Source organism: Acinetobacter sp. 22301 (assembly GCF_052045285.1).
GTDB lineage: Bacteria > Pseudomonadota > Gammaproteobacteria > Pseudomonadales > Moraxellaceae > Acinetobacter > Acinetobacter pittii.
This window is the reverse complement of record NZ_JBQEOR010000010.1, coordinates 70,572-86,006: the sequence shown is the minus strand read 5'-3', so window position 1 is coordinate 86,006 and position 15,435 is coordinate 70,572. Positions and strand designations below refer to the sequence as shown.

Annotated in this window: 13 protein-coding genes; 10 read left to right on the top strand and 3 right to left on the bottom strand. The window is 37.8% G+C overall.

Annotated features, from left to right (window positions below; translation table 11 throughout):
* Positions 1-121: 121 nt before the first annotated feature.
* The 3 genes from ACTJJH_RS14645 to ACTJJH_RS14635 all read left to right on the top strand — a co-directional run bounded on the left by ACTJJH_RS14645 (position 122) and on the right by ACTJJH_RS14635 (position 2,974).
* Positions 122-622 (top strand): hypothetical protein, encoded by a 501-nt coding sequence (locus ACTJJH_RS14645; protein WP_069035955.1) that lies wholly within the window; start codon positions 122-124, stop codon positions 620-622.
* 145 nt (positions 623-767) lie between these two features.
* Positions 768-1,958, top strand: coding sequence for an iron-sulfur cluster carrier protein ApbC (apbC, locus tag ACTJJH_RS14640; protein ID WP_060466144.1), 1,191 nt, complete (start codon positions 768-770; stop codon positions 1,956-1,958).
* Positions 1,959-2,101: 143 nt separating this feature from the next.
* Positions 2,102-2,974, top strand: coding sequence for a 5'-methylthioadenosine/S-adenosylhomocysteine nucleosidase (locus ACTJJH_RS14635; RefSeq protein WP_069035954.1), 873 nt, complete (start codon positions 2,102-2,104; stop codon positions 2,972-2,974).
* A 32-nt stretch (positions 2,975-3,006) separates the two neighbouring features.
* Here ACTJJH_RS14635 and ACTJJH_RS14630 read toward each other — a convergent pair whose 3' ends face one another.
* Entirely contained in the window at positions 3,007-3,573 is a 567-nt protein-coding gene (locus ACTJJH_RS14630; protein WP_017401861.1) for a DUF2062 domain-containing protein, read from the bottom strand.
* Positions 3,574-3,936: 363 nt separating this feature from the next.
* On the opposite strand from ACTJJH_RS14630, the gene ACTJJH_RS14625 reads away from it, so the two are divergent.
* The 7 genes from ACTJJH_RS14625 (at position 3,937) to ACTJJH_RS14595 (ending at position 13,486) form a co-directional block, all read left to right on the top strand.
* Positions 3,937-4,530, top strand: a complete 594-nt coding sequence (locus ACTJJH_RS14625) for a LysE family translocator (RefSeq protein ID WP_005071033.1) — start codon at positions 3,937-3,939, stop codon at positions 4,528-4,530.
* Positions 4,531-4,644: 114 nt separating this feature from the next.
* The gene (gene dcd, locus ACTJJH_RS14620; RefSeq protein ID WP_003653416.1) at positions 4,645-5,214 is read left to right on the top strand and encodes a dCTP deaminase; all 570 of its coding nucleotides are present in this window, start codon (positions 4,645-4,647) and stop codon (positions 5,212-5,214) included.
* A 303-nt stretch (positions 5,215-5,517) separates the two neighbouring features.
* Positions 5,518-6,867, top strand: a complete 1,350-nt coding sequence (locus tag ACTJJH_RS14615) for a hypothetical protein (protein ID WP_039756282.1) — start codon at positions 5,518-5,520, stop codon at positions 6,865-6,867.
* Between the two features lie 228 nt (positions 6,868-7,095).
* Positions 7,096-9,186 carry a hypothetical protein gene (locus ACTJJH_RS14610; RefSeq protein ID WP_069035953.1) on the top strand — a complete coding sequence of 697 codons (2,091 nt, stop codon included), beginning with the start codon at positions 7,096-7,098 and terminating at the stop codon, positions 9,184-9,186.
* A gap of 15 nt (positions 9,187-9,201) precedes the next feature.
* The gene (locus ACTJJH_RS14605; RefSeq protein ID WP_032036779.1) at positions 9,202-9,927 is read left to right on the top strand and encodes a DUF6160 family protein; all 726 of its coding nucleotides are present in this window, start codon (positions 9,202-9,204) and stop codon (positions 9,925-9,927) included.
* A 32-nt stretch (positions 9,928-9,959) separates the two neighbouring features.
* A complete protein-coding gene (locus tag ACTJJH_RS14600) occupies positions 9,960-12,371 on the top strand; it encodes a DUF6160 family protein (protein WP_440601344.1) in 2,412 nt (803 codons plus the stop codon).
* Between the two features lie 161 nt (positions 12,372-12,532).
* A complete protein-coding gene (locus ACTJJH_RS14595; RefSeq protein WP_440601343.1) occupies positions 12,533-13,486 on the top strand; it encodes a DUF6160 family protein in 954 nt (317 codons plus the stop codon).
* A gap of 81 nt (positions 13,487-13,567) precedes the next feature.
* Here the strand turns inward: ACTJJH_RS14595 and ACTJJH_RS14590 are convergent, their stop codons facing one another.
* Complete coding sequence (locus ACTJJH_RS14590; RefSeq protein WP_068613151.1) at positions 13,568-14,512, bottom strand: tRNA dihydrouridine synthase; 945 nt, start codon at positions 14,510-14,512, stop codon at positions 13,568-13,570.
* Positions 14,513-14,596: 84 nt separating this feature from the next.
* A complete protein-coding gene (locus ACTJJH_RS14585; RefSeq protein WP_002120294.1) occupies positions 14,597-15,406 on the bottom strand; it encodes a cytochrome C assembly family protein in 810 nt (269 codons plus the stop codon).
* Positions 15,407-15,435: the final 29 nt, after the last annotated feature.

Here is a 15,435-nt window from a genome sequence, read left to right as displayed (position 1 = left end):
TTTGAATCTTCCTGTATTGTCTTTGTTTCAAATTGCAGTTACGGTCAGAAAATAAGCCATAACGATGTATAACTAATAACTTATTCAGGTAATTTTTTAATTAACTATGAGGATAACAACGATGACTACAGAAAATAAATTAGATGAATTAAAGGCAAAAGCGGCTGATGCAAAAGTACAAGGTGAAAAAGCTTTGGACGATTTAAAGGAAAATGTAAAAGAGAAGCAAGCTGCTGGTAAAGAAGCAGTTGAAGATAAGGTAGACCAATTAAAGGCAAAAGCAGCTGATGCGAAAGTACAAGGCGAAAAAGCTTTGGACGATTTAAAGGAAAATGTAAAAGAGAAACAAGCTTCTGGTAAAGAGGCTCTTGAAGAAAAAGCAACTGATTTAAAAGGTAAACTTGAGGATGCTCAGCATAGTCTACAAGATAAGTTTGATCACTTGCGTACAGAAGCAGCTCATAAACTTGACGATGCTAAAGCCAAAGCTGCGGAATTAAAGGAAGAGGCTGCTACAAAATTTGATGAGTTGAAAACGCAAGCAACAGCAAAACTTGATGAGTTGAAGAAAACTGCAACCGATAAACTCAATAAATTAAAGAATCATGATTCTGCTGAATAAGCTGATTTAAACTAAAATCTGCACTCCTTACCTAAAAGATGAGATCTGAAGTGAGTAATTATTCATCCCAAGGTGAGCGAGTGTGGAGCAATACTGTTACACTATCTCCATTAAGCTGTAATGATCTGTTTTTGGAGTAAACAATATGTCTTGGCTTTCTTCATTAAAGTCCGTTTTTTCACCCGCACAAGAGGTGAAAGAAGATGAAATCCAAACCGTACTCCAAAATTATTTATTACCGCATTCGAAAGATGCTTTAAAGGAGCGCATTAGTCAGCTTCAAGTTCAGGGTCGTGTATTACAACTTACGATTAATACATTTCCTGATGAAAAAGAGCATTTGCAGCAAATCCATGATGATTTAGCTGGTGCATTAGAAAAGTGCGGTATTGAAGAACTTAATTTACACGTGGTTCAACAAAAGCGCCCTACACAAGAAAGTTCAAATTTACCTCCTGTGCTTGATGCCTCACCTAAATCAGAACCAGATCCAAATAATCCACCGATTCAAAAAGCCGCTCCGCAACAAAGAGATGTTCCACTTCACCCTCGCATTAAGAATGTTATTTTAGTTTCATCTGGAAAGGGTGGCGTTGGTAAATCGACAACTACCGTCAATTTGGCGCTTGCCTTGCAAAAAATGGGTCTTAAGGTTGGGGTATTAGATGCTGACATCTATGGTCCAAGTATTCCCACAATGCTAGGAAACGCTGGCAAAACTCCACTTATTGAAAGTGAAAATTTTGTACCTTTAGATGCTTATGGTATGGCTGTGCTTTCTATTGGACATTTAACTGGTGATAACAACACACCTGTTGCATGGCGTGGACCAAAGGCAACAGGCGCTCTAATGCAATTGTTTAATCAAACACTTTGGCCTGATTTAGATGTACTCATGATTGATATGCCACCAGGTACTGGTGATATTCAGCTTACGCTTGCACAGCGTATTCCGGTTACAGGCTCCATCATTGTGACTACTCCACAAAATGTTGCCTTGCTTGATGCCACCAAAGGAATTGAGTTATTTAATAAAGTTGGTATTCCAGTATTAGGTGTCGTCGAAAACATGTCGACTCATATTTGCTCAAACTGTGGTCATGAAGAGCAAATTTTTGGTATCGGTGGTGGTGATAAGCTTTCCGAGCAATACCATATTCCATTGCTAGGCCGTTTGCCTCTAAATGCTCAAATACGTGAACATGCTGATCAGGGTAAACCGAGTGTTGTGGCAATGGATGATGCGGCTGATAGTTATATTGAGATTGCTAAAGCAGTCTGGCAGCAGATTGAAAAAATCCCTCAACGCACACGTAATGATAAGCGTATTTTCTAATTTATTAAAACCCGGCTTTAAGTCGGGTTTTTTATCATGTGATTAAAATAAAAAATTAAATTACTGAATCCTAATAACAAAGCTGAACTTGAAATTGGCATGTAGATTGCTACCTTACACTTTTTAAAAAGAAAGGTTAAAAAATGCAATTTAAGTATAGTTTGGGCGTAATCAGTTTATGTAGCGCTTTATTTTTTGTTGGATGTAACGATGACAACTCATCTGCTTCACAAACCCCAACAGTTCAGGAACAAAAACAGAAGTTACAGCCGATCATTATTCAAGGGGCTTTGCCAGTAGAATCGGAAAAAATGGCTTCAAAATTACAGAATGTGACTGTTGAAACATTAGGCGGATGGACTTTCTGGAAAGGAACCTATAACGGTTATCCAATGATTATTTCTAAAACTCGCATGGGTATGAGTAACTCTGCTGCAGCAACTGCTCTAGCGATTGAGCGTTATAAACCGATTGCGATCATTAATCAGGGAACTTCAGGTGGACATGATCCTGATTTGCATGTTTACGATATTGTTTTAGGAAAATATACAACCAATATTGGTGCATTTAGAACTCCTAAACAACCAGTGGGTGGTGGTTCAAACTCACTCACATGGGTTGAGGCTTTTGACGTTTTGCCAACAGATGAATCTGACCCAGAGCCGATTGCGATACGCAAATTTGAAGGTGACAGAGAATTATTAATGGCGGCCCACAAAGTCCGTTATGATAAAGGTGATGTGGTTGAAGGAACAATTGGTTCAGCAGATGTCTGGAATAATGAGCTAGATCGTATTCAATTTTTCCATCAACGTTATGGTACTTCTGTTGAAGAAATGGAAGCAGCATCTGTTGCGCAAATCGCAAGTCAATTTAACGTTCCTTTCCTAGGCATTCGAATCTTATCTAATAATATTACCAATAATGGAGCTTATGACCCTGGTACAGGAGAGGCTTGCCAAGAGTATGTACTTAATGTGGCTGAAGAATATATGAAATCAAAATTGCCGAAATAATGATTTAAACTTATGCAAGAAGAGTGAAAATTTTATAAAACCTCTTCTTGCTTCTTTTGACGATGTCTACTTTTCCAGTTTTTAACAACCATCCAGCGCCAGAAAATTTCTGTGCATATATATAAAATAACAGCAAATACAAAAGCTTCTACAACAAGTCCAGTCATCAAGATTTTCGCGAGGCTAAAATCAATGTGGCCATGGCCGAAATGAGTAATCCAACGAGAAATCTGATGCAATACACCCAGCAACATTTCTTTGTTAATCATATGCACATGAAAAATGTGGGCACCGAACCAAAAACCAATATATAGAATAGGAACTAATGTAAGCGGGTTACTTAACCAAGCGAGCATCAAGCTAATTGGTAAATTTACTTCAAATAGTAATACCGCCATCACAATAAATACGCTGTGAAAAGGAATAGGCAGTAAACCAAAAAAAGTTCCAACAAAAACAGCTCGGGTGATTGATTTTCGATTGACATACCAAAGCACAGGATTAAGGGTCTTTTTACCAAAAATCCTTAGAAATTTCATATTTGAAACTTTCTCGGGGGAGGGAAGCCAAGATTGAAAAAAATGCTTTGCCATAATCATTAAGGGTAGTAAAGCGCGATGCTCTATATAAAAAAATCAGAAACAATATATGAATTGAAACTTATTAAAAGCTTAAAATTTAAACTTACCATTGCTATATATTTTTTATTATAAAGACTTTTGATGGAAAAATAGACTTAAAATAAAAATACTTATGTTACTTAACTCATAATCTATTTGAAAAGTATAACAACTGACCGTAAAGTTTTCTTCTCGACTTTATGTGATTTTTGTATAAATAATTGTTTTTATATACTTTATTTTTGTTTTAAAAATAATTTGAAATACTTTGTCTTACAATTACCTTTTGCCTTGTGACAGGATATCTATTAATCTGAGATGACTATATTGTGAGGTCATTCAATGATTTCATGGCTTTTTATTGGCTTAGTAGCCACAATTTTACTTACTCCTGGTCCAACCAATACTCTGCTCGCTTCTTCTGGGGTACAAGTGGGCTTAAGGAAGTCAGTAAAACTTATTCCAGCAGAAGTTTTGGGTTATGTCATCTCTATTTCTGCATGGGGAATGCTGATTGGAAAAGTGTCTAGCACACTACCAATGCTGCCGCCTATTCTAAAGCTATTGAGCGCTTGCTATATTATTTTCTTAGCCATCAAGTTATGGCATACGGCAAATCAAGAAGTTGAATTAAATCAGCCAACGATTCGTGCTCGTGAGTTATTCTGCGCCACTTTATTAAACCCAAAAGCCTTACTCTTTGCCTCAGCAATTTTCCCGGTAGCTGCATGGAGTAATTTTCATATTTATTTAATTCATATGATGGCTTATTTAGCGCTTATTACCCCAATTGCATTGTTCTGGATTTTCTTGGGATCGGTTTTAGCTTCTAAGAAAGTGGGTTGGTTAAATCAAACTAACTTGCAAAAAACCGCTTCACTTGTATTGGTCAGCTTTTCAATTCCAATTAGTTATTCTGCTTTACTGAACCTTTAAACGTACTGCTGAGCTATTCTTATTTATTTGAGTAGCTCTGTGTTGTTTTCATAATTGGTTTTTTAAGTTAAAGTACGTCGAAATCAATGAATTTACCTTTTGGATAGAAAATACATGGCCATTAAGTCTGATCGTTGGATTCGCGAGATGAGCGAAAAACACGGCATGATTGAACCTTATGCAGAGAATCAAGTCCGTTTTGATGAAAATGGTGAAAAGTTGATTTCTTACGGGGTCTCTAGCTATGGTTATGATGTACGCTGTGCCCGTGAATTCAAGGTTTTTACAAACGTACATTCTGCAATTGTCGATCCAAAGAATTTTGATGACAAAAGTTTTATCGATATTGAGTCTGATGTTTGTATTATTCCGCCAAACTCATTTGCCCTAGCGCGTACAATTGAATATTTCCGTATTCCTCGCAATGTGTTAACAGTGTGCTTAGGTAAATCGACCTACGCTCGTTGCGGTATTATTGTAAATGTGACTCCATTAGAACCTGAATGGGAAGGTCACGTTACTTTAGAATTTTCAAATACAACAAATTTACCTGCACGTATTTATGCAGGGGAAGGCGTAGCACAAATGCTATTCTTTGAAAGTGATGAAGTATGTGAAACCTCTTATAAAGACCGTGGTGGTAAATACCAAGGTCAAACAGGTGTTACACTTCCTAAAACATAATTTTCTTAGCTGAATAATAGTTTTAATAATGATGGGTCACTGAGGTGGCCCAATTTTATACATAAAATTTTTATGAGAAGCGTTTATCGGAATTATGATAAACGACAGTTTTCTTTTGTAAAAAATGATATAAAATGATCAATGATTGATTTGTTTTTTGCTCTGTATCACAGAATTTAAAAGCAAATAGAGTAGATATAGGCTCTCTTTGATAATGTTTAGTTAAATACATGATCAAATGTAGATAAGCCAAATAAAAAGAAATTAAACAGGATTATGCCCCCACGGATACGGAGGTCGGCCATGCGACAGTTTACGTCTCTTCGAGTAGCACTTTTGACACTCGGAAGCTTATGTTTTTCTTCAGCTTACGCTGCTTCTACACTGGTGCCTATGTCTGATTCGGAACTATCAGCAACTCGGGGCCAAGCCCTGATGAGTATGTCTTATATTGCACCTAATGATTCGGCAAATCTGGAAAAATTGCGTGATAGCAGTAGTAATGTAGGATTTTATAAATTAGGTTTAGAGGCCGAGTTAGAAATTAATGCCAATATTCGTAAACTTCAGTTAGGTTGTGGTGGGATAAATGGTGCAGGCGGCTGTGATATTGATTTTGATAATGTTAGTTTAAGTGGTGTAGCAGATACACGCGAGGGCCGGGTAGCAAGCGATGCTAAACTGACAAATCCTTTTTTCGAATTGGCAATAAAGAACCCAAATAGTGCATCAACTCGTGAAGTAGCTGGTATTCGCTTGAGTGCTGAAGCAGTTGAAGGGCTTTTAACTATTGGCACAGAAAACTCAGCTACACCAAATGGTATTAATAGTTTAAGTGGTTATATGGTAGTAGCACCCCAAGTAGGTGCGGCGACTGTTGAGGCTGCACGCATCACGCAAACAGGTAGTCCTGCTTGTGGCGTATATCCATCTCCTTCGGGTTGTGGTGTTAACCAAGCAATTACAGGTAAAGCTAGAGGTGAAATTGCATTAGGAGCAGGATTTAATCTTGATTTCCAGACTAAGTCTTATGATATAACACTGTCCCCTACCCAAAAAGCACAGTTATCATTACCACAATCAATTGTATCCGGACACCGGATGAGCAGTGTAAATTTATTAGCCTCTGCTATAGTCAATGGTATTGATTTGTCGGGTACACTGGCAGCTGATGTTGATATCCTTGGGGGAATTACGTTAAATGGTAATCTTCGTGGGACCATTAATAATTTACCTGTAACAGTACCGTTGTTAGAAAATTTAGGTTATATCCATAAAATTGATTTGAGTGGTAGTCCATTATCATTATCGATGCAGGGACAAGATATACGTTGGCCTGGAACAGTATCAACAGCAATGCGTGGTTGGTGGCTAGAGTTATCAAATCCAATAGATATTGGTCGAATTGACCCGACTAATAGCGTCGTTATTAAAACAGATACTATTAGAGATGCACTTACTGAAGTGAGTAAAGAATTAACCCAGAATCCATTAAACTGTGGTTTCTTGGCTGTAAATTGTATTGGTGGTGATTTTAATGTTGGGACAAGGGATTTATCAAACGCGAGACCAGCAGTACTAGAATTACAGAATTTACAATTAGCTAATCAGTCTTTTGCTCCAAACTGCTACGGAAGTTTAAAATTCTGCTAAGTATGAATGCATAGTTTTAAATTTTACATTCATCGGAAAAGTAAGTTTTTAAGCTCTTTTTTTTGCATTCGTGCAAATATTGCGCATAATGGAAATGTGGAAGGGTTGGCAATATCTATTTGGATTTGCCTTCTAGTCTAGGGAGAAAAGGAAAAATTCACCTAGCATCAAGGATTGTTAAAGAAAAATAAATATGGTGCGCGGCATCGTATAAACAGGAAGGTCAAGATGACTACACTTAATTATACGGTAAGGTTTCAAAAAACCGTTCTGGCAAGTTTAATTGGCTTTTGTATAAGTCAGCCAAGTTTTGCTCTTGAAGAACTTTCTGATGCAGGTTTAAGTGAAACCACTGGTGAAGGTATTGCTATCTTGCCACAGAATACTTATATGGTATTTCGTGGAGCTGGAGCGAATGAAACTACAAACCAAATTTTAACTGACCGCACTAAAGATACGGGTTATATCAATTATGTACCCGTAGGTCCATTAAGTATGACTTCGGCAGACACCAATAAAAACGGTTCGGTTGATTCAGGTGACCGTGCAGTGGGTAAAGCTGATATTTATCTTTATGGCCTTGCTTTATCCAAATCTGATAATAATACTAATACACGTATAGCTTCTACTGAGGCAGCAGCAATATCAAGCTGGGGTACAGCTGTTAACCCTTGGATATTTAAAGTTGCAACTGAAAATTCAGTACCGAATTTTAGTGCAAATAATTGTACAGGTGCGACTGATCCTAATTGTCAATTAACCTATCTAGCTTTGGAAGCACCTTTATATGAGATTGGAACAAAAGATACGGCTGGTATAGATGCTTATAAGTTGAAACTAGGTCTATGGTCCGATATCTTTGTTCGAAATCCGAATAAAATAAATGGAGCAGCAGATCAATTTAATTATGGCGACTCAAATGGTTTAATTGGTACAAGTACTGATGCAACTCGTGCAAACCGTCTTCGTTTACAAGGAGTGTGGAATAACTTTAGCTTAAATGGCAGCCGTTTACAGCTTTTCCAAACATTAGGCGGAGCAACATCTGCTGGTGGAATGAGCCCTTTTTATAATAATACTTTGGGGGTTGCCGGAGTTATACGTTTGAATAGCGGAGACAGCAAGGATGTTAAGGCTATTACTACAAGTTCTCTAACTGAGGGATCTACTACTACTCCGTGGACTCTTATTCATGCAGGTGCTAATTCAACATTAAGTACAAGCACAACAGGTGATTGTAATAATGGAGGAACAGGAAGTTTTGGTACCTCAGCGGGATGCCGCTATTATGTAGAAAAACGTACACGTACAGATAGTAAAACTGCCACAAAAACGTGGGATGCTTCAGGTTTATCGAATGCTGGAGTTTTACGTTTGAGTACACGTGAAACGAGCGATAGTGGAAACCTTATCACACCTGCAATTAATGGTGGCGTAGCACCCACTTTTGATGCTAACGAGGGAGTTTACCTTTATAACCCAAATATAAATCTTGTATTAGGTACTTTGTACCAGCCTTTGATTTTAGGTTCTGATGGTAAAAACTTTAGTTTAGAAATTGCCCGTATTGCGAATAAACCAGAAATTTATAAACAAATTTATACTGACTATAGCGGTGTGGATACCTCTTATAAAGGCTCAACTTGTAACGTTTATCAATGTGGTAACCAACTAACTTTAGGTGGTAAAAATTATCAAGGCTATAATGCAACACACAGTAGTATTACCATTGGTACTGCCTTTAGTGAGGATGGCGGAAAAACTCTAAGAGCTTCAACCGATGAAGGAGCAGTAGGTATTTCGTTTGGTAAGTTAAATTCAGGTACGGTTTCACGAACAACTTATTCAAATCAGATGACTGAAGTACATTATAAACAACGTGGAGTAAATACTCAGACGTGGGTTCAGTCTTATAGTTGTACTCTATTTATTTGTGGTGCTGGTACAACAGGATATTTATATCAGTGGGAATATAATAATGGCTCAACACCTTGGGCAATTTTAGCTCCAACAACAAAGCCTGCTGATGCTACATGTTCTCCAACTATTGGTTGTAGTAGCACTTCTGGAACTACACCTATGTATGGTTCAATTGCAAACCGTGTTTGGGCAAACTCATCAGCTGTTTGGTTAACTGCAGCAAATAATGAAGTAAATAATTTAATTGGCGCTAATAATGGAATGACAGGTACAACTTTTCCAACATTAAATCAGGCGCCCACACCTGTTATAAATTCTAGCCCAATAAATAACCTGGGGTCTGCTGTCATTGATGGTGTTTTAATCCAACACTTGAAACTGACAACTAAAGGTCTATAAGAGGTGGGTAACGCGATGAAAAAAATAACTGCTTTACTCCTTGCTCTTTGTGCAACAGTGACTCATGCAGAGCTACAAACTTTAGATAATGAAGCATTACAGGCGATTAATGGTCAAGCTGGTGCTGATTTATCTTTAATGCTCAATTTAAACCAAACAGCTAACGGTGTATTTGACAATGGTAGTGGTGGTGTCTGTGAGAACGTAGAGTTTTGCCATCTTGGCTTGGCAATTAATAAGCGTTTTGTACAAGCAGATGCGAGTAAACCAAGTGGTTGGGCCGAAAATAGTGATAGTGGTAATAAACTTTGGCTCGTATTTAAAGGCGTACAAGGTACTTTAAATATTCAAAAGATGGGTTTGGATGGCGCTGATTTAAAGTATTTGGATAAAAATAATACTGAAATGATTAAGCCTGCTATTCAGCTTAGTTTTAGTGCGGCACAGCCAATTTTAATTCGTAACTTTGGTTTTAATGCTTTATCAATTGAGCAAGATAACTTTACCAGCTCAACAACAGCGCAAGGGTCGAGTGCAAATATGTATGATTATGCATATTTCAAAAAGCCAACTTATGCGGCTACTGCTAATAGTGCAAACCAGCAAGTTGCTACTGCAACACCATCGGCGTATGACCATGGACGTGAAACTGGTTTTATGGGCTTGATGATGAATGGGAATTTGGCTATCCAAGGAAAAGTCATGGTCTTTAGCTGTGATGGCAGCCATCCTCGTTGTTAAGGGTTAATGTAGATTTCAAAGGAACTGAAGTGATGAAAAAAAATAAAGAAAATCACAGCTCAAAGTTTATTTTAAACGCATTAACAACCAGCATGTTGTTAGTGAGCGGACATGTTTTTGCGTTAGAAGCTTTAACTGATGCTGACTTGAGTGCTGTTAATGGGCAAGATGGGATTTCGATTCAAACGACGTTTAATGAAATCAATATTGATAATGCTTACTGGGATGACCATGCAGGTACACCTAGTAGTGCAGATCAGGTCTTAAGAGCTCAAGCGAGCGGGATAAAAGTTCAAAAAAGTAATGCATCTAGTCAGCCTTTAAGTACAAATTACCGTTTAGATGTAGGGAGTAACCCAACTACGGGTAAAACTGGACTCGACTTTTCTATGCAAAGCAGTCCATCACTTATAACTGTAAATAGTTTTAAAGTATGTAATAACTCTGCTACTTGTTCGCCGACACTGGGGCAGCTAGCTATTCAAACGACTTCTCCTCTAAATTTGGCACTTACAACCCAAGATGGTCTATTTAATGCAAATAGTCAGTCGAGCATGACGCTTGGTATTAATAATGCCAATATTTATTTAGGGCAATTAGATGCTCGTAGTCAGTTAAATCAATTAATTTTAAGAAATTTTAACTTTAATTTTGTGGGTAAAGGAGCCATGCTGATTGACCCAACTCGTGGCCTAGTTTTACAGACGAATACTGGAACTAACGTTGCTAGTGTAGGGCAAACTCCAAATAGTACCTATGGCTATGTTGATTTTAACCGTGTAGCAGATTCAGCTTCTGGTCTAACAGCAGGCACATATGTAGACAGTAGTGGAAAAGTAACTAATTCAGGCCTGAATATTGAGGTCATGTTAAGTTCTAATGTGGATAAAACTAACCCTTATGCTTTAGACGCAACTAATAGTCCCCAAAATGCGAAAGGTTTGATTCGTTTAGGTGCTAGCGGACGTATGGTAAATAGTTATTTACAAGTCCGTGGCATGGATGGTACGTCAGATACAACAATATTAGGTACAGCAAATACTGCTACGGGTACGGGCTCAAGTAATAGTATTTTAGGTAATTCTGGCATTGCCTTTCGTATGAAAGGTGAATTCACTAAAGATAATGATTCAATGCTAGGTGCAGATGGTAAAGCAACCACTTTAGAAATTGGTGGAGCAGGTCTGAATGCTTATGGTTTCGAGTTTGGCAATTTAACTGGTCTTAACTCAGCTACGCGTGGTTATTTCGACAGCGGAAATATTTATCTAAATCTTGCTGATACAAAAACTTTATTAATGCCAAACAACGCGACTTTAAATGCAATTCGTTTAGGGTCGGGTACTTTAACAACAGCTGCTGATTACCAACATAACATTCACCGTGATACGGTCACTAATCCGTTTAGCTTAATTCTTGCGATGCGTGGAGCAGAGTTTCAAGCATTTTCAAGACGCGGTCGTTTTACGACAAGTGCAAATGTTGCTGCTGCCAATCAGTTTGCAGACAATGGTGCAAATAACCAGTGGGGCTTAGCATTACCTTTTTATAATTTAAATGCTAACGCTGCTGTATATGGTTTAGATGCACCAGCAAATAGTGCTTATTACTATACAAAAGATGCAAATGGTAAGCCTGTTCGAAATGTTGTGGCTACATCTGGAACGACTTCGCGTTTAGGTTTTGGTATTGCTGCTGGAACTACGGGACGTGATGCGACAGGAACCAAAACAACCTCAATTTTATTAATTGATGGTTCTCCAAATGCTAATAATGGTGGTAGTCCTACTGATTATTACATGGGCTTACGTAATATCGATATGTTCCTCAAAGGTAATGGAAGTATTGGTTTAGAAAATGGCAGTCTTAATATTAGTTTAAAAGAGATGCTACTTGCTTTATCAACAGAAATTGCAGCTGGTTATCTACCAGGGGCTAAATATAAAACTTGTCCAGCGACGGGTTCATGTACTTCACCTATAGATAATTTTGCCAAAAATAATGATGTCTTATTTGGTCTAAAACTCCGGTTTGGTGGCGATCTTAACTTATCAATTGTGCCAAATAGTTCAATTGCAGATGGTAGTGCCTTAACTGTACTCGGCGATTTCACAGTGCCTGCGACAGCAACTGGAAATACGGTTCAAATTAGTGATCCGATTGATGGTTCTGCAATTGGTTTTGACAATATTACAGGAAAGCTAGCGTTTAATAGTGCTTTGGTTGTGGGTAAAGATACAACAAGTGGTTTAGGTAAAGTTGGCGTAAATACGGCGGTTTATTTTAACCCTGATAAGAGTATTGACGGCGCATTACGTGTTAAAGACATTAATTTCTATCCGCCTTCAACAGGAGCTGGAGCACGTTTAGGTGAGCTTGCAATTACTGGTGGACGTTTAAATAGTAGCTTTAGTATTGTGCCTAGAAATGGGGCCTTTAACTAATATAAAAAAGTGACGATTATCGTCACTTTTTTATATAAATTTTATTTTAGTGTGATTGGATTTGCATTCGTCGGGTTATAGAGATAATTGCTTTGTACTTGAATATTATTCTGATAGTCTGAACAAATAATAAGCGTTTGTCTCTTAAGGATTAGAGCGACATGAAGAATAAAAATATAGGATATTGGCTGTTACTTGTCAGTAGTTCAAGTGTTTTTGCAATGCAACCTTTGAATGATCAAAGCCTTGCAGCAACGACGGGCCAAAATGGTTTAACTTTAGGAATTCAGGCCGATAAAGTTAAATTTAATCAAGTCGCACTCATTGATACTAACGGTATTGCTTCAACTTCTTATAACAGTAAAGCTGGTTTTGTCATTGCTGGAAACTCTACTAATCCAGTTCCTGGTATAGAGTTTATTAAAGCCGCTGTATCGGGTAATCCTTCTTTTAATATTACAATGGATACCGATGCTGGGGGGGGAAATCCTTTTTTAAATTTAGCTATATCCATGGGGAATGATGTAAATGGTATTCGACTTCTACCTTTTTCAGTTTATTTAGCCCCAAGTACATCTTTATCTAGCCCATCCGATTATGCATTAACAAGTTATGCACCAAAATCAATTTTTAGTTCGGGAACGACAGTAAATACGGGTGTAAAAGAAATCATTCGTTCTACTGGAAATCTAGATATTAACTTTGTACAAACCAATAAACCCCGTTTAAACATTCAACTGGGTCATGCTGCCCAGTCCGTTATGGTTAAATTTGGTGGGGCAATTCAATCTATTTGTTCTGCTACTACGGGTTGTCCAATTACTTTAGTGTCCGATAATACAGGTGCTACATTTGGGTTTAAGTTTGCAGGAACAAATACCTCAACTGGTTTTGTGTTAGATGGTTTTTATGCAGGTGTTGAACCAACTGGATTAACTTTTGGGAATACAGGCGCATCTAGTAAATTTGATGCTTCACTTACTAATGTCACTTTAGGAAATATGGGTACTCAAAATACAACAACGTTTAATAATTTATCTAATGGTTCTATGGGGAGTTTTGGTGTCACTGGCGTTTCTGTAACTGACTTTAAAATGAAAGTAAGCGGCTTTTAAAAAAGAATAATAGCTTAACCTGAAATACGAAAGAGGGCAGTTGTGAAAACAATCGCCCTCTTTTTTTAAGGTTATAGCGAGTTAAATAGTATCTGATCTGGTATGTTCTAATTGTTGAACAATTTCATCTAAAGCTTTAATACGTTTCACTTGGTCCCATAATTCTTTCGCTTGAGGATAGGCTTTGGTCATCATGCCTAACCATTGCTTATAACGACCAACCATCCCAATTTCTGTTTTTGCTTGACCGTTTAAAAAGCGAATTTGTAAGTCAACGAGTTGTTCCCAACTAAATAATGCTTCATCCATATTTTGGCGAATGCATTGGGTTAAATCTGGAGTCGTTACCGCACCACGGCCAATCATTAAGTCTTCACAGCCAGATTGTTGCTGACAAGCTCTAGCATCAGCATTGGTCCAGATTTCACCGTTAGCAATCACATTAATTTTTAAAGCTTCTTTAATAGGTAGAATTTTTTCCCAATAAGCTGGTGGTGTATAGCCATCTGCTTTAGTTCGAGCGTGTACAGTTAACCAGCTGGCACCTGCATCTTCAACAGCGTGGGCATTTTCCATCGTATGGTTTTCATCAAGATAACCTAAACGCATTTTTGCTGAAACAGGAATATGTTCAGGTACAGCATCTCTTACTGCTTTAATCAGCAGATGTACCACGTCTGGCTCATCAAGAAGGACTGAACCACCACGATGTCGATTAACGGTTTTTGCAGGGCAACCGAAATTAAGGTCGATTGCAGGTGCACCCAATTCAACAACTTTTGCTGCATTTGCTGCCAGCATATCTGGGTTATTACCTAGGAACTGAACATGAACAGGCGTACCTGCTGCTGTTTTACCATCATTTTTTAGTTCAGGACAAAAACTATAATAGATGTGGTCTGGCAAAATGCTGTCTGTAACGCGAATAAATTCGGTCACACACCAGTCGAAATCACCAACAGATGTGAGTGTATCCCGCATGATCGGGTCAGTTAAACCTTCCATTGGAGCGAGTATGAGTTTCACAGTCTGTGTCACCTGAGTAAAACGAAAACAGCGTTATACGGGATATGCATAACGCTGTCTAGTATCGATTAAATTTTAATTTTTTTAGCGCCCTAAGATCATCTCAAGCACAAATTTACTGCCGATAAATCCAATCGCTAAAAGTACAAAACCCATTAAGGTAAAACGAATTGCTTTTTGACCTCTCCAGCCAAGTTTGTAATGGCCGATCAGTAATGAGCCATAGATAAACCAAGAAATAATACTAAATACGGTTTTATGAGCGAGATGCTGAGCAAAGAAGCTATCAATTGTTAAAAAACCAAATGTAAGCGCAATCGTTAATAAAATAAAACCTGTAATGATCAGATCAAATAATAAAGATTCCATTGCCTGAATCGGCGGGAGTAAGTTGACCCAGAAACGTTTTTTTTGTTTCTTTTTGAGTTCACGGTTTTGGAACCACATTAAGATCGCATGTATGGTTGCCATCAGTAAAACTGCATAGGCAGAAAGCGAAAGAATGATATGAGTATCAAGTCCTAACGAATGCTGTTCAATAAATTGATCTGGTCGACTAAAGGCAAACCCTAAAATAAGACCAATAGCTGCGACAGGAATGCCTAACAAGTTTAACGGCAGAATAGGGCGGAAAGTACTAAAAATTAAGCTTAACAATAACATAAGCCCCGATGTAAAAGACATCAGGTTAAATACATCGTAGTTAATTCCTGCTGGTGTAAGCATGGCATCGCATAAAACTGTGCCGTGCAGTACTAATGCCAAGATAGTAACAAAAGCAAATAACCATGAGTTTGGTTCACGTTTTGACATTAAACGAATAAACAGATACCAGAAAGAAGTGGTATATGCGATGAGTGCCAAAATTGTATAAACCAAGGGGAGGCTAATCATGTCAAACCTTTTTCAGGATTAATTCATCT